A 19,752-nucleotide genomic window follows, 5' to 3' on the forward strand; every position below is an offset into this window, starting at 1 on the left:
CGGGGTCAGTCGTGGGCGATGGCGCCCAGCACGTTGATCCGCGCCGCGCGGATGGCGGGCAGCACCGCGGCCACCACGCCGATGATCGCGGCCAGGACCAGGAACGTCACCATCTGGCTCCAGGGCAGGACCAGGTCGGTGATGCCCTCGTCCTTGAGAGCCCGGACCACGGCCGCGCCGAGGCCGGTGCCGACCACGACGCCGAGCAGCGCGCCGAAGATCGAGATCACCACCGCCTCCACGGTGATCATCCGCATGGTCTGCGCCCGGCGCAGGCCGATGGCCCGCAGCAGGCCCAGCTCCCGGGTGCGTTCCAGCACCGACAGGGCCAGGGTGTTGATGATGCCCAGGACCGCGATCACGATGGCCAGCGCCAGCAGGATCTGGATCATCCGCAGCGGGGTGTCCAGCTGGCTGGTCTGCTGCTTGATGAACGCCGCCCGGTCCGCCACCGACACCTCGGGGCTGTCCGCGAGCAGCCGCTCGACCTGCGGCTGCACCGAGGCGACCGAGGTGCCCGGCGCGAGCTGCACGAAGCCCTGGATGGGCTGCGGGATGGCGAAGTCGGTGGCCGCCTGCGGCGGCAGCACCACCGGGTTGGTCAGCTGCGAGCTCTCGTAGATGCCGCTGACCGTGTAGGTGCGGGCCTCACCCCGGGACAGCTGCACGGTCACCGTCGAGCCGACCGACAGGTTGCGGGACTTCGCGGTGTCCGAGCTGAGCAGCATCTGGTCCGGGTTGAGCCGGCTGATGTCACCGGCGTTCGCCTTCGCCCCGAAGATCCGCTCCAGCGCGGCCACGTTGCTGGACGCGGCCACCCAGGTCCGCTCGCCGTTCATGGTGGCCATGTCGCCGTACTCGCCGTCGACCAGCTGCACCCCGGGGATGGCGGCGGCCTTCTCCAGCACCGCCGGGTCGAAGCTCGCCGGCCGCGGGCCGGCCTGGGCGCCGGAGATCACCAGCTCCGCCTTGATGGTGTCCTCGGCCAGGGCGCTGATGCTGCCCTTGGCCGAGTCGAGGATCACCGTCACCCCGGTCACCAGGGCGATGCCGACCATCAGCGCGGCGGCCGTGATCGCGGTGCGGCGGGGGTTGCGGCCGGAGTTCAGCCGGCCCAGCTTGCCCGGCACCGACCAGGCGAAGATCGTGCCCAGCAGGGCGACGACCGGCCGGCTGATCAGCGGGGTCAGCAGCGCCACGCCGATGAAGGCGAACAGCACGCCACCGAGGATGGTGGCCAGGGTGTTGTCGCCGGCGTGGCCGCCGAGCCCGAGGAAGAGCAGGCCCGCGCCGATCGCGGTGACCACGGACCCGCCGACGGTCACCTTGGTCAGCGGCCGGTCCGGCGTGGCGACGTCCTGCATGGCGGCGATCGGCGGGATGCGCGAGGCGCGCAGCGCGGGCAGCAGCGCCGCCACCACGGTGATCACCAGACCCACCGCGAAGGCGCCGATCACCGCCGCGGGCGGCACGCCGAGCCCGGCCAGCGTGAGCCCGCCGGCGAGCTTGCCGAACAGGTACGCCAGCAGCGCGCCGACTCCGATGCCGGCGGCGAGCCCGAGCACCGAGGCGATCAGGCCGACCGCCACGGCCTCCAGCACCACCGAGCCGATGACCTGCCGCCCGCTCGCGCCGATGGCCCGCATGAGCGCCAGCTCGCGGGTGCGCTGGGCGACGATGATCGAGAAGGTGTTGAGGATCAGGAAGGTGCCGACCAGCAGCGCCACCGCGGCGAAGCCGAGGAGGATCTTGTTGAAGAAGGACAGGCCCTCCTTCAGGCTGGCGGACGCGTCGTCCGCGAGCTGCTTGCCGGTCTTGACCTCGTAGTCCGCGCCGAGGGCGCGGGCCACCTCGTCGCGCAGCGCCTCCGGCGTGGTGCCGCCGGCGGCCTGCGCGGTCACGTTGGAGAACACGTCCGGCTTGCCGAGCATCAGCTGCTGGGCGACCGGGGTGGTGAAGGCGACCTCGTTGACCCCACCCACCGAGTCCCGGCCACCGCTGTAGCCGAAGACGCCGACCAGGGTGAACTCCTTCTTCGGCGCCAGGGTGAGCACGCCGACCCGGTCGCCGACCTTGACCTTGGCCGCCTCGGCGAGCGCGACGTTGACCACGATCTCGTCGTCGGCCTGCGGCGCGCGCCCCTCGCGCAGCTTCAGCAGTTCGCTCTCGCCGAGCCAGTTCTCGCCGAGCTGCGGCGGGCCGAACGAGGTGACCACCTTGCCGTTGCTGCCGATCAGCCGGGCCCCGTCGGCGGCGACCACGCCCCGCACGTCGGTCACGCCCGGCACCGCCTTGACCCGGTCGACGACCGACGCGGGCACCGGGGCGGCCACCTGCTCGCCTTCGACCTCGGAGAGCGCGACCTTCGGCTTCGCGGCCACGTTGACGTCGACTTCCGAGTACGCGTCGGAGAAGACCGCGTCGAAGGACCGGCCGAGGGTGTCGGTGAGCACGAACGCGCCGGAGACGAACATGACGCCGAGCACCACCGCCAGGCCGGACAGCAGCAGGCGCAGCTTGCGCGCCAGCAGGCTCTTCATAGTGGCCCGGAACATCAGCTGCCCACCTCGGCCGGCGCGTCGAGCTTCTTCATGGTGTCGAGCACCGTGTCGGCGGTCGGCTCGATCAGCTCCGAGACGATCTGGCCGTCGGCGAGGAAGACCACCCGGTCGGCGTACGCGGCGGCGGTCGGGTCGTGGGTGACCATGACGATGGTCTGGCCGTGCTCGCGGACCGAGTTGCGCAGGAAGTTGAGCACCTCGGCGCCGGAGCGGGAGTCCAGGTTGCCGGTCGGCTCGTCGGCGAAGATCACCTCGGGGCGGGACACCAGGGCTCGGGCGCACGCCACCCGCTGCTGCTGGCCGCCGGAGAGCTGCGCCGGGCGGTGCCCGAGCCGTTCCCGCAGGCCGACCGTGTCGATCACCGTGTCGTACCAGGCCGGGTCGGGCTTGCGGCCGGCGATCGACAGCGGCAGCAGGATGTTCTCCTGCGCCGTGAGCGTGGGCAGCAGGTTGAACTGCTGGAAGATGAAGCCCACCTTGTCGCGGCGCAGCTTCGTCAGGCCCGCGTCGCCCAGCCCGGTCACCGTGGTGTCACCGATCATGACGGTGCCCCGGGTCACCGAGTCCAGGCCCGCCAGGCAGTGCATCAGCGTCGACTTGCCCGAGCCGGACGGACCCATGATCGCGGTGAACCGGCCCCGCTCGAACTCGGCGCTCACCCCCCGCAGCGCGATGACCTGCGCCTCGCCGCTGCCGTACACCTTCCACACGTCGCTGGCCCGGGCCGCGGCCTGCGCCTGCCGCCCTACCGTCGCGGTCACGTCATCTACCTCTTCCGTCAGCCTGCATATCCGCACCGCCCCCGCTGGCCGGTGCGGCAGTTCCATCCTCGGTGCCGCCGGGCGCGGATCCGTCCGCCCCGGGGCGGAACCCGCGCCGGAATTTCCGTTGGGGTCACCCCCGAGGCCGGCTCAGGGTCATCCCTGACGAACCGGCGCCACCGACGCTATGACCTCACGTCGCGTCATGGTCAACCCCGCCGCGCCGCCGATGGTCACGGTAGGTGACCGGTGCCACCTCACCCGCCGGGGCGGACCAGGCCGGTCTCGTACGCCAGCACGACCGCCTGCACCCGGTCCCGCAGCCCCAGCTTGGTCAGCACATGCCCCACGTGGGTCTTCACGGTGGTCTCACTCACCGACAGCGCCCGGGCGATCTCGGCGTTGGACAACCCGCGCGCCACCTGCACGAGGACCTCCCGCTCCCGCTCGGTCAGCGAGTCCAGCGCCTTCGGCGGGGTGGCTGCCGGGTCGGGCAGCACGTCGGCGAAGCGGTCCAGCAGCCGGCGCAGGATCCGCGGCGCCACCACCGCCTCCCCGGCGGCCACCGTCCGGATCGCGGTGACCAGGTCCTCGGCCGGCACGTCCTTGGCCAGGAAGCCGCTGGCTCCGGCGCGCAGCGCGCCGACCACGTACTCGTCCAGGTCGAAGGTGGTGAGGATGAGCACCCGTACCGGCAGCCGGGCGTCCACGATCGCGCGGGTGGCCGCCACCCCGTCCATCCGCGGCATCCGGATGTCCATGAGGACCACGTCCGGCAGCAACCGCCGGGACAGCTCCACCGCCTCCACCCCGTCGCCGGCCTCGGCCACGATGTCCAGGTCGTCCTCGGTGCCCAGCACCATCCGGAAGCCGGTACGCAGCAGCGGCTGGTCGTCGGCGAGCAGGATCCGCACCGGTCGGGTGGCGGTGCTGTCGGTCATCGGTCTCCCTCGCTCGGCCGGGCGCCCGTCACGCCGGGACCGCCCCGGCCGACTCCAGCGGGATCCGCGCGTACACCCGGAAGCCGCCGCCGGGCCGCGGACCCGTCCGCAGGACCCCACCGTAGAGGGCGACCCGCTCCCGCATGCCGACCAGGCCGTGCCCGATCCGGTCGGGCGCCGGCGTCGGGCCGCGGCCCGTGTCGGTGACCTCCACCGCCAGGAAACCGTCGGTGACGGTGAGCCGGACCAGCGCGGTGGCCCGGCCGGCGTGCTTGAGCGCGTTGGTCAGCGCCTCCTGCACGATCCGGTAGACGGTCAGCGCCACCCCGTCCTCCATCGGACCGGGCGTGCCGTCGACCCGCAGCGTGACCGGCAGCCCGGCGTCGCGGACCTGCTCGACGAGGGCCTCGATGCCGGTCAACCCCGGCTGCGGCGTGAGCTCGGCGGCCGGTTCGGCGTCCGTACGCAGCACGTCCAGCAGCCGGCGCAGCTCCCGCAGGGTGGCCCGGCCGGTCTCCTCGACCGTGGCCATCGCCTCGTCCGCCGCGTCCGGATCCCGGCGCAGCACCCGGCGCGCCCCGGTGGCCAGCACGCCCATCACGCTGACGTGGTGGGCCACCACGTCGTGCAGCTCCCGGGCGATCCGGCGCCGCTCGTCGGCGACCGCCTGCTCGGTCAGCGACCGCTGGGTGGCCTCGGCGATCCGGGCCCGCTCCCGCAGCATCCGGGTGGACTGCCGGCGGGCCTGCACCGCCCGGCCCACCGCGTACGCCACCGACGCGGTGAGCAGGTTGTTGAGCACCAGCACCCCGGGGCCCATGTTGAGCACCCCGTCCAGCGGCGCGACCAGGTTCGCCAGCACCACCGGCACCCAGAGCAGCACCGCGGCGAGGCTGGCCGGGCGCAGCGGCCGGTGCGCCGCCATGGTGTAGGTGAGCACGACGAAGGTCAGCCCCTGTGTGGTGGGCGCGAGGCTGAACAGCACCGGCACGGCCAGCGTGGCCACCGCCGCGCCCACCGCCGGCCACGGGGCGAGGCGGCGGATCGCCACCGGGGCGGCGCACAGCACGCTCCAGCCCAGCGCCGCCCAGAGCTGGTCGGGCCGCAGCTCCCGCGGGGTCAGCAGCAGGAACGCCGCGTCCACCAGGGTCAGCGCGACGGCCGTGCCGGCGTCCACGGCCAGCGGCCGGTCCCGCGCCCACACGCGCAGCCGGTTCGTCATGCTCCGACGCTAGCCGCCGCCCGGCGCCGGCCCTCGTCGCCGATGGCGAACCCGGCCTCCTCCGCGAGGAGGAGGGTCACTCGTCCGCGCCGGGGGCGGCGGGCCGGGACCGGGCGTCGGTGAGCGGGTCGGCCGGGCCGGCCACCGGGAACGGCGGCGGGGTGCCGCCGAAGCTCGGGCAGAGCGCCTGGTGGCTGCACCAGTCGCAGAGCCGGCTGGGCCGGGGGCGGAAGTCCTGCCGCACGGTGGCCTGCTCGATCGCCTGCCAGAGCGCCACCACGGTGCGCTCGAAGCGCAGCAGCTCGTCGGCGTCGGGGGAGTAGTCGCACACCTCGGCGTCCTTGAGGTAGAGCAGCCGCAGCACCCGCGGCACCACCCCCCGGGTCCGCCACAGCACCAGGGCGTAGAACTTCAGCTGGAACAGCGCCCGGGCCTCGAACGCCTCCCGGGGTGCGCCGCCGGTCTTGTAGTCGACCACCCGCAGCGCGCCGTCGGGCGCCACGTCGAGCCGGTCGAGGTAGCCCCGGATGAGCAGCTCGTCGTCGACCACCGCCGAGATCAGCGCCTCGCGCTCGGCCGGCTCCAGCCGGCGCGGGTCCTCCACGGCGAAGTAGCCCTCCAGCAGCGCCGCCGCCGAGCGGAGGAACCCGTCGACCGCGGCCGTGTCGCCCTCGGCGAACAGCGTCGCCAGCTCCGGCTGCTCGGTGACCAGCCGGTCCCACTGCGGGGCGACCAGGTCGCCGGCCGACTCCGGGGTGCGGGCCGCCGCCGGCAGGTCGAACAGCCGCTCCAGCACGGCGTGCACCAGCGTGCCCCGGACCTGCTCCACGGTCGGGCGCTCGGGCAGCCGGTCGATGCTGCGGAACCGGTAGAGCAGCGGGCAGGTCTTGAAGTCGGCCGCCCGCGACGGCGACAGCGACGCCCGCACCGTGGGCGGCGCCGGCGGCACCTCCGGCGCCGTCGGGCCGCGCTGCGTGTCGATCACCGGTTCCGCCGTCATGCCCGGAAGGTTAGGGCACCGGTGTGACAGCGCGGCCGTCGCCGCACCGGTGCATGATCGGCGCCGCGTAGCATCGTCCCGGTGGAGCAGCGGACCCGCCCGTCGCGCCGGCCCGGGCTGACCCTCGGCCGGATCTTCGGGGTGCCGCTGCGCGTCGACGCCTCGATGTTGCTGCTCACCGTGGTCGTCACCGTGCTCTACGCCGCGCTGGCCCGCCGCCAGCTCGACCTGGGCCACCTCGGTGGCTACCTGGTGGGCCTCGGCTTCGTGGTCTCCCTGCTCGGCTCGGTGCTGCTGCACGAGCTGGGGCACGCGCTGACCGCCCGGCGCTACGGCATCGGTGTGCGCGGGATCACCCTGGAGCTGCTCGGCGGCTACACCGAGATGGACCGGGACGCCCCGAGCCCCAAGGTCGACCTGCTGGTCTCCCTCGCCGGCCCGGCGGTCTCGGCGGTGCTCGGCGCCGGGGCGGTCGCCGCCACCCTGGCCCTGCCCGCCGGCACCCTCGCCCACCAGCTCGCCTTCCAGCTCGCGGTCAGCAACGTCGTGGTGGCCGTCTTCAACAGCCTGCCCGGGCTGCCTCTGGACGGGGGCCGGGCGCTGCGCGCCGCGGTCTGGGCGGTCACCCGGGACCGGCACCGGGGCACCGAGGTGGCCGGCTGGATCGGCCGGGCCGTGGCGGTCGCCACCGTGGCCCTGGTGGTGCTGCTCACCCTGCGGCGGGCGCTCGCCCCGCTGGCCCTGCCGCTGATGCTGCTGGTCGCCGTGACGCTGTGGCGGGGCGCCGGCCAGTCCATCCGGATGGCCCGGATCGGCCGCCGCCTGCCGCTGGTCGACCTGGCCCGGCTGGCCCGCCCGCTGCTGCCGGTGCCCACCGGCACGCCGCTCGCCGAGGCGCAGCGCCGCCGCGCCGAGGGGGCCACCCCCGACGCCGCGCTCGCCGTGGCCGACTCCGCCGGCCGGCCGGTGGCGCTGGTCGACCCGGCCCGCGTCGCCGCCGTACCCCTAAAACGGCGGCCGTGGCTCGCGGTGGACGAGGTGGCCCGCGGCCTGGACAGCGTGCCCGCGCTGCCGGTCGACGCGGACGGCGAGCGGGTGCTGGAGACCGTGCGCACCCACCCGGGCGCACAGTACGTCGTGACGGCAGGCGAAGATGTGGTCGGCGTCCTGCACATCGCGGATCTCGCCCAGCTCCTGGAACCCAAACGGAAGACGAACACGTGACCGCAGATACCTCCACCGTCCCGGCGCTGCCACCTGTGCACCGGGGGCCGTTCCGCCCCGGCGACCGGGTCCAGCTGACCGACCCGAAGGGCCGGATGCACACCGTGACGCTGGAGCCCGGCAAGGAGTTCCACACCCACCGGGGGATCCTCAAGCACGACACGCTGATCGGCCTCCCGGACGGCAGCGTGGTCACCACCGCCGGCGGCGGCACCGCGTTCCTGGCCCTGCGCCCGCTGCTCTCCGACTACGTGCTCTCCATGCCGCGCGGCGCGCAGGTGATCTACCCGAAGGACTCGGCGCAGATCGTCGCCATGGGCGACATCTTCCCCGGCGCGAAGGTCCTGGAGGCCGGCGCCGGCTCCGGCGCCCTCTCCTGCTCGCTGCTGCGGGCCGTCGGCACCGAGGGTGAGCTGCACTCCTTCGAGGTGCGTGACGACTTCGCCCAGATCGCCCGGCGCAACGTCGAGGCGTTCTTCAACGGCCCGCACCCCGCCTGGCGGCTGCACGTCGGCGACGTCGCCGAGTGCGCCGAGACCGGTTTCGACCGGATCATCCTCGACATGCTCACCCCCTGGGAGATGCTCGACATGGTCGAGCGGGCCCTCGTCCCCGGCGGCGTGCTCATCGGCTACGTGGCCACCACGCCGCAGCTCTCCGAACTGGTCGAGGCGCTGCGCGAGCGGGGCGGCTGGACCGAGCCGCGCGCCTGGGAGTCGCTGGTCCGCGACTGGCACGCCGAGGGGCTCGCGGTCCGGCCCGACCATCGCATGATCGCGCACACCGCCTTCCTGGTCTCCGCGCGCAAGCTCGCCCCCGGGGTCACCGCCCCGCCGCGGCGCCGCAAGCCCAGCAAGGGCGCTGAGGCGTACGCCCAGCGCAGGGACGCGCTGCGCGCGGCCGAGGCGGCCCGGCAGGCGGCCGCCGGGGCCGAGGAGCCGGACCGGGCGTGACCCCGCGGCGCGGACGGCGATGAGCGGGCGGATCATGGGTCCCGGCGAGGACGACACCGAGCGGGTGGAGACGGTGGCATGAGCGAGCGGATCGGGGCGCGCGGCGGGCGCCGCGCCCGTCCCGGCGGTCCGGACCGGCGGCGGCGCGCGGGCCGGGAGGCGGCGGCATGAGCAGCCCCGGCTACGGCAACGGCGACCTGCCCGCCGTCTTCCCCGACTGGTCGCCCTACGCCGACCTGGAGTCGGCCGCCCGGGCCTACCTGCGCGATCCCGACATCGCCCTGGACGCCCTCGGCGGGGTGCTGCGCGGCGCCTCCGTGCTCGGTTTCACCCTGGAACGCTTCGTCAACGAGGTGAACGGGGTATGGCAGGAGGTCGTCGTCTGTGACGGCAGCCGGCTGGTGCTCTGGCACGGCGAGGACGTCCCGCCGGGGGAGGGGCCGCCCGGCTCGATGACCTCCTCGCTGCGGGTGGTCCCGGTCTCCACGGTCACCGAGGTCGGCTGCCGCCGGCGGCTCACCCGCGCCGACACCGGCGAGGTCCGGGTCGACAGCATCGACGTCTACCTGCTGCTCAGCTCGCTGGACGAGGCGCCGCCCAGCGACGAGGCGGTCGGCGCGCCCCGGCACGACGCGCTGCGCTTCGGCAAGACCCTCGACGACGGCGGCGCCGGGCAGATCGCCCGCCTGGAGGAGTTCGCCCGGCTGGTCGCCTCGGTCGTCGGCCGCCCGATGCTGTAAGAGACGCCACAGGCCGGGGACGTCGGTCCCCGGCCCGCGGCGTCCGTCAGGTCAGTCCTCGGCCTCCGGGCCGGCCACCTCGGCGCCGTCGCGGGCGCGCACCACGTGGATGCACTCGCCCGGGCACTCCTTCGCCGAGTCGATCACTTCGAGGCGCAGGTGCTCCGGCACGTCCACCCGGTCGCCCGCGGCCAGGCGCAGCTCGCCGTCCGGCCCCTTGACGTACGCCAGGCCGTCGACGTCGAACTCGAAGACCTCCGGCGCGTACTGCACGCACAGCCCGTCACCCGTGCACAGGTCCTGGTCGACCCAGACCTGCAGCTGGTCCGTCGCGACGTCGGTCACGAAGCACCCCCCATGTTCTCCCGTCCCACGCTCCGACGGTACCCGAACGCCCGTACCCGCCCGACGACCAGCCCTTGGCGATCAAGCTTCGGTGACGAGCGCGTTGCGGAGGACCGAATCGGGCTCATAGCGGCTAGTGTTAGCTCAGAACGTTCAAGCCCCCCGGGGAGGTGGGACGTGGCACGCAGCGACGACGCGGACTCGCGCGCCGCACGGTGGGAGAAGGAGGCCCACGATCTCTCCACGCAGGTCGCGTTCCTTCAAGAGGAACTCGCTCTGGTGCGGCGCAAGTTGACCGAAAGCCCCCGACACGTCCGGCAGCTCGAGGAGCGGCTGGCCGCCACCCAGGCGCAGTTGGCGCGGCTGACCGAGAACAACGAGCGGCTCGTGAGCACCCTCAAGGAGGCTCGCGCGCAGATCGTGACGCTCAAGGAGGAGATCGACCGCCTCGCCCAGCCGCCGAGCGGCTACGGCGTCTTCCTGGCCAAGCACGACGACGGCACGGTGGACGTGTTCACCGGCGGGCGCAAGCTCCGGGTGGCCGTCTCGCCCTCGCTGGAGGTCGACGAGCTCCGGCGCGGCCAGGAGGTCCTGCTCAACGACGCGCTCAACATCGTCGACGCGTTCGGCTACGAGCGGGTCGGCGAGGTCGTGATGCTCAAGGAGATCCTCGCGGGTCCCGAGGGCGCGCCGGGTGACCGGGCGCTGGTGGTCTCGCACTCCGACGAGGAGCGGATCGTGCACCTCGCCGAGACCCTGATCGGTTCGCCGATCCGGGCCGGCGACTCGCTCATGATCGAGCCCCGCTCGGCGTACGCGTACGAGCGGATCCCGAAGAGCGAGGTCGAGGAGCTCGTCCTGGAGGAGGTGCCCGACGTCGACTACACCGACATCGGTGGCCTCCACTCGCAGATCGAGCAGATCCGCGACGCGGTCGAGCTGCCCTTCCTGCACGCCGACCTGTTCCGCGAGCACCAGCTCCGGCCGCCGAAGGGCATCCTGCTCTACGGCCCGCCCGGCTGCGGCAAGACGCTGATCGCCAAGGCGGTGGCCAACTCCCTGGCCAAGAAGATCGCCGAGCGGCGGGGCGAGGAGAAGCACACCAGCTTCTTCCTCAACATCAAGGGCCCCGAGCTGCTCAACAAGTACGTCGGCGAGACCGAGCGGCACATCCGGCTGATCTTCCAGCGGGCGCGGGAGAAGGCCGGCGAGGGCACTCCGGTGATCGTGTTCTTCGACGAGATGGACTCCGTCTTCCGCACCCGCGGCTCCGGCGTCTCCTCGGACGTGGAGAACACCATCGTCCCGCAGCTGCTCAGCGAGATCGACGGCGTGGAGGGCCTGGAGAACGTCATCGTCATCGGCGCCTCCAACCGGGAAGACATGATCGACCCGGCGATCCTGCGCCCCGGCCGGCTCGACGTGAAGATCAAGATCGAGCGGCCGGACGCCGAGGCGGCCAAGGACATCTTCTCCAAGTACATCCTCTCCGGGCTGCCGCTGCACCCGGACGACCTGGCCGAGCACGGCGGCGACCCGCAGGCCACCGTGGCGGCCATGATCGACGCCGTGGTGCTGCGGATGTACTCGGAGACCGAGGAGAACCGCTTCCTCGAGGTCACCTACGCCAACGGTGACAAGGAAGTCCTCTACTTCAAGGACTTCAACTCCGGCGCGATGATCCAGAACATCGTCGACCGGGGCAAGAAGATGGCCATCAAGGAGTTCCTCACCTCCGGGCGCAAGGGACTGCGGCTCCAGCACCTCCTCGACGCCTGCGTCGACGAGTTCCGCGAGAACGAGGACCTGCCCAACACGACCAACCCCGACGACTGGGCGCGCATCTCCGGCAAGAAGGGCGAGCGGATCGTCTACATCCGCACGCTCGTCTCCGGCGGCAAGGGCGCGGAGGCCGGCCGGTCCATCGAGACCGCCAGCAACACCGGCCAGTACCTCTGACGTCGGCCCGGCCGGGGCGGTGCCGTGCAGGCACCGCCCCGGCCGCCGTCTGCGTGGGCCACGGGAGCGGGGCTTACCCGCTAAGGTCCCTCCCGTGCGAAGATCACTTGTCCCGGCCCTGGCCGTGGGCCTCGCCGCCCTGCTGACCGCCTGCGGCCCCTCCGACGACGCCGACCCGACGCCCGCCTCCACCGCCACCACGGTCGCGGCCGACCCGGTTGCCGCGGTCCGGCAGGGCTTCGACCGGAGCCTGGCGCGAACGGCCACGCTGGACGTCACCATCACCGCGGCCGGCCAGACCATCACCATGCGTTCGGCCGTCGATCCCGACACCGGCCAGATGACGCTGCAGATGAAGGCGCCCGACCCCGTCAGCATGGTCGCCACCAGGGACGCCGTCTACGTTCAGCAGGACAAGTCGGACGGCAAACCCTGGTTGAAGCTCGACCGGGACCGCCTCCGGCCGGACGGACAACTGGCCCAGGGCCTCGACATCCGGGCGCAGGTCGGGATCCTCGGCGGCGTGGTCTCCGCCGAGCGGGCCGATGACGGCCGCTACACCGGCGTCGCCGACACCGACAAGGCCATCGCCGCGGCGCCGAGCGAGAGCCAGCGCGCCGCCCTCCGCAAGGTGTTCAAAGTGCTCAAGCAGAAGTCGGTGCCGTTCGAGGCCACCCTCGACGCTGAAGGGCGGCTCACCCTGCTCACCTACACCTTCGACACGGCGGGCGGGGCGATCCGGAACGAGCTGGAACTGCACAGCTTCGGTGAACCGCTCGCCATCAGCGCGCCGCCCGCGTCGGAGACCGAGGACGCGTCGGCCGAGGTGTACCGGTTCTTCTGACGGACGTGGCCGGGGCGGCAGCGCCCGCCCCCCGCGTACCAGAGAACGACGCTCGCCGGGGCCCGGCGCGCCACCTACCGTCGAAGGGGCGACTACGCTCGACGTGACGGGGGACCGGGACGGGCGAGCGGAGCGGGTAGGTCGATGAGCGTTAGACGGATCATGGGCACCGAGGTCGAGTACGGCATCTCCGTGCCCGGCCAGGCCGGGGCCAACCCGATGGTCACCTCCTCCCAGGTGGTCAACGCCTACGGGGCGCGACCGGAACTCAACCGGGGCGGCCGCGCCCGCTGGGACTACGAGGAGGAGTCGCCACTGCGCGACGCCCGTGGCTTCACCTACTCCGGCGCGGCCTACGACCCGGCCGAGGCGCTCGCCGACGAGGACCTCGGGCTGGCCAACGTCATACTCACCAACGGCGCCCGCCTCTACGTCGACCACGCCCACCCCGAATACTCCACGCCCGAGGTGACCAACCCCCTCGACGTGGTGCGCTGGGACAAGGCCGGGGAGCGGGTGATGGCCGAGGCGTCCCGGCGGGCCGCCACCATCCCGGGCACCCACCCGATCCACCTCTACAAGAACAACACCGACAACAAGGGCGCCAGCTACGGCGCCCACGAGAACTACCTGATGCGGCGGCAGACCCCGTTCGCCGACATCGTGGCGTACCTGACGCCGTTCTTCGTCACCCGGCAGATCGTCTGCGGCGCCGGCCGGGTCGGCATCGGCCAGGACGGCGGCCAGAGCGGCTTCCAGATCTCCCAGCGCGCCGACTTCTTCGAGGTCGAGGTAGGTCTGGAGACCACCCTCAAGCGGCCCATCATCAACACCCGCGACGAGCCGCACGCCGACGCCGACAAGTACCGCCGGCTGCACGTCATCATCGGCGACGCCAACCTCTCCGAGATCTCCACCTACCTGAAGGTCGGCACCACCGCGCTGATCCTCACCATGATCGAGGAGAAGGCGCTCGGCGCCGACCTGGGCATCGCCGACCCGGTCAGCGAGCTGCGCGCGGTCAGCCACGACCCGTCGCTCAAGCACCTCATGCGGCTGCGCGACGGCCGCAAGCTGACCGCGCTCGACGTGCAGTGGGCGTACCTGGAGCGGGTCCGGTCCTTCGTGGACGACCGCTACGGCAGCGACGTGGACGCGCAGACCGCCGACGTCCTGGACCGCTGGGAGAGCGTGCTGGACCGGCTCGGCCGGGACGCCTTCCTCTGCGCCGACGAGCTGGACTGGGTGGCCAAGCTGCGGCTGCTGGAGGGCTACCGGGAGCGGGAGAAGCTCGGCTGGGGCTCGCACAAGCTCCAGCTGGTCGACCTCCAGTACTCGGACGTGCGGCCGGAGAAGGGCCTCTACCACCGGCTGGTGCAGCGGGGCTCGATGAAGACCCTGCTGAGCGACGAGCAGACCCGCTCGGCGATGACCGAGCCGCCGGAGGACACCCGGGCCTACTTCCGCGGCCGCTGCCTCGCCCAGTACGCCTCCGAGGTGGTCGCCGCGAGCTGGGACTCGGTCATCTTCGACGTGGGCCGGGAGTCGCTGGTCCGGGTGCCGATGATGGAGCCCGAGCGGGGCACTCGCAAGCACGTCGGGGCGCTCTTCGACCGCTGCGAGAGCGCCAAGGACCTGCTGGAGATGCTGACCGGCGGCTGAGCCGGATGCCGGAAGGCCCGTCGAGTGCTGGAACCCGGCGCGCGACGGGCTTTTCGTCGTTCGCGCGAGGTAAGTTGATCGCAGGCGATCGTGGAGGAGGCACACCATGGCGACCCAAGAAGGCGGCCAGACCCAGTCCGGCAAGTCGCACGAGGAGGTCGAGGAGGTCACCGCGCAGGCCAACCCCGAGGTTGCCGAGCGGCACGCCGAGATCACCGAGGACGTGGACGACCTGCTCGACGAGATCGACTCCGTCCTGGAGGAGAACGCAGAGGAATTTGTCAGGGGCTATGTGCAAAAAGGGGGCGAATAGGGCATAGCCGATTAAACCGGACATGCCCCGCGCGCTTGATGATCGGGACGGCTTCCGCCGCTGTCGTGACTGTGACGAGTGGAAGCCGCTCGACGGTTTCTGCGCCAACAGTCGTCGGCCCGACGGCCGTGGTAGCTACTGCAAGCCTTGCTTCAACCTTCGTTCGAAGGCCAGTTATGCCAAGCGCCTGAAGGAGAAGCACGGTCGGGAGGTGCGCGAGCTGCCGGCGGTGCCGGACGGTCACCGCCGGTGTCCCACGTGTGGTGAGACCAAAGAGCTCGACAACTTCCCGCGTAACCGGTCTGGCCGGGGCGGCTACGGCCGATACTGCAAGCCATGCCACAACGAAAAGGGCAAGGAAACCAGGCTGCGCCTGTACGGCGGTAGCCGCGAGTACCACCTGCGGCGGCGATACGGGGTCGGGCAGAAGGAGTTTGACGAGCTCCTCGCCGAGCAGGGTGGCGTGTGCGCGATCTGCGGGTCCCCCGACCCGCAACATCTGGACCACGATCATCGCACCGGATGGGTGCGCGGGATACTCTGCTTCAACTGCAACGGTGGTCTTGGCCAGTTCCGTGACAGTCCCGCGAGGCTGGCCAGGGCGATCACGTACCTGAGAGGAACCACGTGGCAGCGGGTTTTGATCCATCCGGGCGTCTTCCAGATGTGTTCACCAACGCGGGGACGTCCTCCTTCACAGCGTTCCTGAGCAAGGTGGCCCCCGAGATGCTGCCCGGCCGTCGGCCGCTGCCGCCCGGCATGGCCGCCGACATGGCGCCGCACGCGACGACCATCGTGGCCATCGCGGCCAGCGGTGGCGTGGTGATGGCCGGCGACCGGCGCGCCACGATGGGCAACCTGATCGCCCAGCGGGACATCGAGAAGGTCCACCCCGCCGACGCGTACTCGCTGGTCGGCATCGCGGGCACCGCGGGCATCGGTATCGAGCTGATGCGACTGTTCCAGGTGGAGCTGGAGCACTACGAGAAGATCGAGGGCGCGATGCTCTCGCTCGACGGCAAGGCCAACCGGCTGGCCTCGATGATCCGGGGCAACCTGGGCGCCGCGATGCAGGGCCTCGCGGTGATCCCGCTCTTCGCCGGCTTCGACCTGGCCGCCGCCGACCCGGCGCGGGCCGGGCGGATCTTCAGCTTCGACGTGACCGGCGGCCCCTACGAGGAGACCGGCTACGACGCCATCGGCTCCGGCTCGCTGTTCGCGAAGTCCGCGTTGAAGAAGCGGTTCCGGGCGGGCCTGTCGATCGACGACGCGACGCGGCTGGCCGTCGAGGCGCTCTACGACGCCGCCGACGACGACACCGCCACCGGTGGCCCGGACCTGACCCGCCGGATCTACCCGGTGGTGATGACCGCGACCGCCGAGGGCACCCACCGGCTCACCGACGCCGAGACGGCGGCGATCGCGGAGGGCGTGGTGTCCCGCCGGATGGAGAACCCGGGCGGCTGACCCCGCTCCCACCTCACCTGAGTCAGCAGTCCGCAGCACAGCGCCCGAAGGAGAACCGCCGCCGTGGCCATGCAGTTCTACGCCTCGCCCGAGCAGATCATGCGCGACCGCTCCGAGCTGGCCCGAAAGGGCATCGCCCGGGGCCGCAGCGCGGTGGTCCTGAGCTACGAGGGCGGGGTGCTCTTCGTCGCGGAGAACCTGTCCAGCACCCTGCACAAGGTCAGTGAGATCTACGACCGGATCGGCTTCGCCGCGGTGGGCCGCTACAACGAGTTCGAGAACCTGCGCCGGGCCGGGGTGCGGATGGCCGACCTGAACGGCCTGAGCTACGACCGGCGGGACGTGACCGGCCTGGGCCTGGCAAACGCGTTCGCGCAGACGCTCGGCGCGATCTTCACCGAGCAGTCGAAGCCGTTCGAGGTGGAGATCTGCGTGGCCGAGGTGGGCGCCACGCCGGACGACGACTCGCTCTACCGGCTGACCTACGACGGGTCGGTCAACGACGAGCCGGGCCGGATGGCGATGGGTGGCCAGGCCGAGGCGATCACGGGGGTGCTGAAGAACGAGCACCGGCCGGAGATGTCGCTGTCGGAGGCGGTCCGGGCGGCCATGAAGGCGTTGAGCAGCGTCGGCGGTGAGGGCGGGGCCGCCCGCACGATCGCCGCCAACCAGCTCGAGGTGGCGGTCCTGGACCGGCGCCGGGTCGGCCGGACCTTCCGGCGGATCACCGGGGCGGCGCTGACGGCGCTGCTGGACGGGGAGGCGGGCGCGGACGCCGCGCCGGCGCCGGGGCGGGCGAAGACCCCGACGGTGCCGACCGAGGAGGCGAAGAAGCCGACCACGTCGGCGGGCTCGGCCGACCTGGAGGGCCAGCCCCAGGAGGAGCGGCCCGGCGAGTGACGCCGGCCGGGCGCCGGAACGCCGCCAGGTGGCCCGTCCGGCGCCCGAGGGTCAGGACCGACCCCGCGTCGCTCGGGTCGCCCAGGGTCAGCGGTGCGGCTTGAGCGGCGTCCACCAGGCCCGGTTGTCCCGGTACCAGGCGACGGTCGCGGCCAGCCCGTGGTCGAGGTCGACCGTGGGGACCCAGCCGAGCTCGTGCCGGGTGGTGGTGCAGTCCAGGGCGTACCGGCGGTCGTGGCCCTTTCGGTCGGCGACCGGTCGGACCCGCTCCCACCCGGCGCCGCAGGCGGCCAGCAGCCGCCCCGTGAGGTCGCGGTTGGTGAGTTCGGCGCCGCTGCCGAGGTGGTAGATCCCGCCGGCCCGCCCGCGGGTCTGGGCGAGCGCTATGCCGTGGCAGTGGTCGTCGACGTGCAGCCAGTCCCGCACGTTGCCGCCGTCGCCGTAGAGGGGCACGTCGTGCCCGTCGAGCAGGTTGGTGACGAAGAGCGGGATGATCTTCTCGGGGTACTGGTAGGGCCCGTAGGTGTTGGCGCCGCGGGTGACCACGACGTCGAGGCCGTGGGTGCGGTGGTAGGCCAGCGCGAGCAGGTCGCCGGCGGCCTTGCTGGCCGAGTACGGGGAGCTGGGGTCGAGCGGGGCCTGTTCGGTCCAGGCGCCGGTGGCGATGGAGCCGTACACCTCGTCGGTGGAGACCTGGACGAAGCGGCGCACGCCGTGGCGCAGGGCCGCGTCGAGCAGCGTCTGGGTGCCGACCACGTTGGTGGTGACGAAGTCGGCGGCGGCGGCGATGGAGCGGTCCACGTGCGACTCGGCGGCGAAGTGCACGACGGCGTCGTGGCCGGCGACGGTGGCGTCGACTAGGGCGGCGTCGCGGATGTCGCCGCGTACGACCCGCAGCCTCTGGTCGGTGCGGACCGGTTCGAGGGCTCCCTCGGTGGCGGCGTAGGTCCAGGCGTCGAGCACGGTGACGGTGTCGGCGGCGAGGCCCGGCTCGGCGCCGGTGAGCAGCCGCCGGACGTACGCCGACCCGATGAAGCCGGCGCCGCCGGTGACGAGGATTCTCACGGCTGGGACCGTACCCGGCGCTGGGATGTGCGAACGCCGGGAATGCCCGTCCCGGTGCGGATGAGACCACCGGGTTGAGCGCTGCCCATCCGGGGCTCCGGGCGGCTAGTGTCACATCATGGAGCGGCGAATCTTCGGCCTCGAGACCGAGTACGGCGTCACCTGCACTTATCGCGGGCAGCGCCGACTGTCCCCCGACGAGGTCGCGCGGTACCTGTTCCGGCGGGTGGTGTCGTGGGGCCGGTCGAGCAATGTGTTCCTGCGCAACGGAGCCCGCCTCTACCTGGACGTGGGCTCGCACCCGGAGTACGCGACGCCGGAGTGCGACTCGGTGACCGACCTGGTGGCCCACGACCGGGCGGGGGAGCGGATCCTGGAAGGGCTGCTCGTCGACGCGGAGAAGCGGCTGCACGACGAGGGCATCGCGGGTGAGATCTACCTGTTCAAGAACAACACCGACTCGGCCGGCAACTCGTACGGCTGCCACGAGAACTACCTGGTGTCCCGGCACGGCGAGTTCGGCCGGCTGGCCGACGTGCTCATCCCGTTCCTGGTCACCCGGCAGTTGATCTGCGGTGCGGGCAAGGTGCTGCAGACCCCGCGCGGCGCGGTCTACTGCCTGTCGCAGCGGGCCGAGCACATCTGGGAGGGCGTCTCGTCGGCGACCACCCGCAGCCGGCCGATCATCAACACCCGGGACGAGCCGCACGCGGACGCCGAGCGCTACCGGCGGCTGCACGTGATCGTCGGCGACTCGAACATGAACGAGGTCACCACGCTGCTGAAGGTCGGCACGGCCGACATCGTGCTGCGGATGATCGAGGCCGGGGTGGTGATGCGGGACCTGACGCTGGAGAACCCGATCCGGGCGATCCGCGAGGTGTCGCACGACATCACCGGCCGGCGCAAGGTGCGGCTGGCCTCCGGCAAGGAGGTCTCGGCGCTGGAGATCCAGCAGGAATACCTGGCGAAGGCGACGGAGTTCGTCGAGCGCCGGGGTGGGGACCAGACCGCGAAGCGAGTGGTGGACCTGTGGGCGCGGGTGCTGCGGGCGGTGGAGACCGGTGACCTGGACCCGGTGGCCCGGGAGATCGACTGGGTGTCGAAGCTGCGGCTGATCGAGCGCTACCAGCGCAAGCACGACCTGCCGCTGTCGCACCCGCGGGTGGCGCAGATGGACCTGGCCTACCACGACCTGCGGCGCGGCCGGGGCCTGTACGGGCTGCTGGAGCGGCGCGGCGAGGTGGACCGGGTGGCCACCGACCCGGAGATCTTCGAGGCGAAGGAGACCCCGCCGCAGACCACCCGGGCGCGGCTGCGGGGCGAGTTCATCCGGCACGCCCAGGAGAAGCGGCGCGACTTCACGGTGGACTGGGTGCACCTGAAGCTGAACGACCAGGCGCAGCGCACGGTGCTGTGCAAGGACCCGTTCCGGGCGTACGACGAGCGGGTGGAGCGGCTCATCGCGAGCATGTGACCCGGGGCGGGCGGCCGGTGCTGCGAGCGCCGGCCGCCCGCCCACCGGTACGCTGGCGTCGCGATGAACACTTCCGAACCTGCCGGCCGCCCCGGCCGCGAGACGTCCGCCGGCCGCGACAGCGGGACCGAGAAGCTCAACTGGATCGAGCGGCGCCGCGAGAAGATCCGCACCGAGATCGAGCGCAACCGGCGCGGTGAGTACGCGGTGCCGACGTGGGTGCTGGCCGTGGCGCTGGTGGTGATCGTGGCCGCCTGGCTGGGGCTGATCTTCCTGGCCGGCTGACCGCCGGAACCGCAGCGGGGGAGTTGCGCACCG

At 72.4% G+C, this 19,752-nt stretch carries 19 protein-coding genes; 12 read left to right on the top strand and 7 right to left on the bottom strand.

Annotation, left to right across the window (positions count from 1 at the left end; all coding sequences use genetic code 11):
* Window positions 1-5: 5 nt before the first annotated feature.
* From IEY96_RS09895 to IEY96_RS09915, 5 genes are all read right to left on the bottom strand, one after another.
* Entirely contained in the window at window positions 6-2,555 is a 2,550-nt protein-coding gene (locus tag IEY96_RS09895) for an ABC transporter permease (RefSeq protein ID WP_189194507.1), read from the bottom strand.
* On the bottom strand, window positions 2,555-3,322 hold the full coding sequence (locus tag IEY96_RS09900) for an ABC transporter ATP-binding protein (RefSeq protein WP_189194508.1): 768 nt from the start codon (window positions 3,320-3,322) through the stop codon (window positions 2,555-2,557). Before IEY96_RS09900 ends, IEY96_RS09895 begins: the two co-directional genes overlap by 1 nt.
* Window positions 3,323-3,579: 257 nt before the next feature.
* Window positions 3,580-4,263, bottom strand: coding sequence for a response regulator (locus IEY96_RS09905; RefSeq protein ID WP_189194509.1), 684 nt, complete (start codon window positions 4,261-4,263; stop codon window positions 3,580-3,582).
* Window positions 4,264-4,291: 28 nt separating this feature from the next.
* Window positions 4,292-5,485 (bottom strand): sensor histidine kinase, encoded by a 1,194-nt coding sequence (locus tag IEY96_RS09910; protein WP_189194510.1) that lies wholly within the window; start codon window positions 5,483-5,485, stop codon window positions 4,292-4,294.
* 76 nt (window positions 5,486-5,561) lie between these two features.
* Window positions 5,562-6,485, bottom strand: a complete 924-nt coding sequence (locus IEY96_RS09915; RefSeq protein ID WP_189194511.1) for a RecB family exonuclease — start codon at window positions 6,483-6,485, stop codon at window positions 5,562-5,564.
* A gap of 132 nt (window positions 6,486-6,617) precedes the next feature.
* On the opposite strand from IEY96_RS09915, the gene IEY96_RS09920 reads away from it, so the two are divergent.
* From IEY96_RS09920 to IEY96_RS09930, 3 genes are all read left to right on the top strand, one after another.
* Window positions 6,618-7,709: a M50 family metallopeptidase gene (locus IEY96_RS09920; protein ID WP_189194775.1), complete on the top strand. Its 1,092-nt coding sequence runs from the start codon at window positions 6,618-6,620 to the stop codon at window positions 7,707-7,709.
* On the top strand, window positions 7,706-8,662 hold the full coding sequence (locus IEY96_RS09925) for a tRNA (adenine-N1)-methyltransferase (protein ID WP_189194512.1): 957 nt from the start codon (window positions 7,706-7,708) through the stop codon (window positions 8,660-8,662). The genes IEY96_RS09920 and IEY96_RS09925 overlap by 4 nt, the downstream gene beginning before the upstream one ends.
* A 167-nt stretch (window positions 8,663-8,829) precedes the next feature.
* On the top strand, window positions 8,830-9,402 hold the full coding sequence (locus IEY96_RS09930; protein WP_091308775.1) for a hypothetical protein: 573 nt from the start codon (window positions 8,830-8,832) through the stop codon (window positions 9,400-9,402).
* A 51-nt stretch (window positions 9,403-9,453) separates the two neighbouring features.
* Here the strand turns inward: IEY96_RS09930 and IEY96_RS09935 are convergent, their stop codons facing one another.
* Window positions 9,454-9,747 carry a ferredoxin gene (locus IEY96_RS09935; protein WP_189194513.1) on the bottom strand — a complete coding sequence of 98 codons (294 nt, stop codon included), beginning with the start codon at window positions 9,745-9,747 and terminating at the stop codon, window positions 9,454-9,456.
* Window positions 9,748-9,924: 177 nt separating this feature from the next.
* On the opposite strand from IEY96_RS09935, the gene arc reads away from it, so the two are divergent.
* The 7 genes from arc to prcA all read left to right on the top strand — a co-directional run bounded on the left by arc (window position 9,925) and on the right by prcA (window position 16,892).
* Window positions 9,925-11,706, top strand: a complete 1,782-nt coding sequence (gene arc / locus IEY96_RS09940) for a proteasome ATPase (RefSeq protein WP_148426226.1) — start codon at window positions 9,925-9,927, stop codon at window positions 11,704-11,706.
* Between the two features lie 94 nt (window positions 11,707-11,800).
* On the top strand, window positions 11,801-12,550 hold the full coding sequence (locus tag IEY96_RS09945; protein WP_189194514.1) for a hypothetical protein: 750 nt from the start codon (window positions 11,801-11,803) through the stop codon (window positions 12,548-12,550).
* A gap of 144 nt (window positions 12,551-12,694) precedes the next feature.
* Window positions 12,695-14,212, top strand: coding sequence for a depupylase/deamidase Dop (dop, locus tag IEY96_RS09950; protein WP_373293536.1), 1,518 nt, complete (start codon window positions 12,695-12,697; stop codon window positions 14,210-14,212).
* A gap of 106 nt (window positions 14,213-14,318) precedes the next feature.
* Window positions 14,319-14,525: a ubiquitin-like protein Pup gene (locus tag IEY96_RS09955; RefSeq protein WP_046562769.1), complete on the top strand. Its 207-nt coding sequence runs from the start codon at window positions 14,319-14,321 to the stop codon at window positions 14,523-14,525.
* 22 nt (window positions 14,526-14,547) lie between these two features.
* The gene (locus tag IEY96_RS09960) at window positions 14,548-15,234 is read left to right on the top strand and encodes an endonuclease VII domain-containing protein (protein ID WP_189194515.1); all 687 of its coding nucleotides are present in this window, start codon (window positions 14,548-14,550) and stop codon (window positions 15,232-15,234) included.
* The gene (gene prcB / locus IEY96_RS09965) at window positions 15,153-15,992 is read left to right on the top strand and encodes a proteasome subunit beta (RefSeq protein WP_189194516.1); all 840 of its coding nucleotides are present in this window, start codon (window positions 15,153-15,155) and stop codon (window positions 15,990-15,992) included. The genes IEY96_RS09960 and prcB overlap by 82 nt, the downstream gene beginning before the upstream one ends.
* A gap of 63 nt (window positions 15,993-16,055) precedes the next feature.
* The gene (gene prcA, locus IEY96_RS09970; protein WP_189194517.1) at window positions 16,056-16,892 is read left to right on the top strand and encodes a proteasome subunit alpha; all 837 of its coding nucleotides are present in this window, start codon (window positions 16,056-16,058) and stop codon (window positions 16,890-16,892) included.
* 87 nt (window positions 16,893-16,979) lie between these two features.
* Here the strand turns inward: prcA and rfbB are convergent, their stop codons facing one another.
* Window positions 16,980-17,957: a dTDP-glucose 4,6-dehydratase gene (gene rfbB / locus IEY96_RS09975; RefSeq protein WP_189194518.1), complete on the bottom strand. Its 978-nt coding sequence runs from the start codon at window positions 17,955-17,957 to the stop codon at window positions 16,980-16,982.
* Between the two features lie 118 nt (window positions 17,958-18,075).
* On the opposite strand from rfbB, the gene pafA reads away from it, so the two are divergent.
* Together pafA and IEY96_RS09985 are read left to right on the top strand one after the other, a co-directional pair.
* Window positions 18,076-19,434: a Pup--protein ligase gene (pafA, locus tag IEY96_RS09980; protein WP_189194519.1), complete on the top strand. Its 1,359-nt coding sequence runs from the start codon at window positions 18,076-18,078 to the stop codon at window positions 19,432-19,434.
* Window positions 19,435-19,497: 63 nt separating this feature from the next.
* Window positions 19,498-19,719, top strand: a complete 222-nt coding sequence (locus tag IEY96_RS09985; RefSeq protein WP_189194520.1) for a hypothetical protein — start codon at window positions 19,498-19,500, stop codon at window positions 19,717-19,719.
* Window positions 19,720-19,752: the final 33 nt, after the last annotated feature.

The organism is Micromonospora fulviviridis, from assembly GCF_014648395.1.
In the GTDB taxonomy this organism is placed as follows: domain Bacteria; phylum Actinomycetota; class Actinomycetes; order Mycobacteriales; family Micromonosporaceae; genus Micromonospora; species Micromonospora fulviviridis.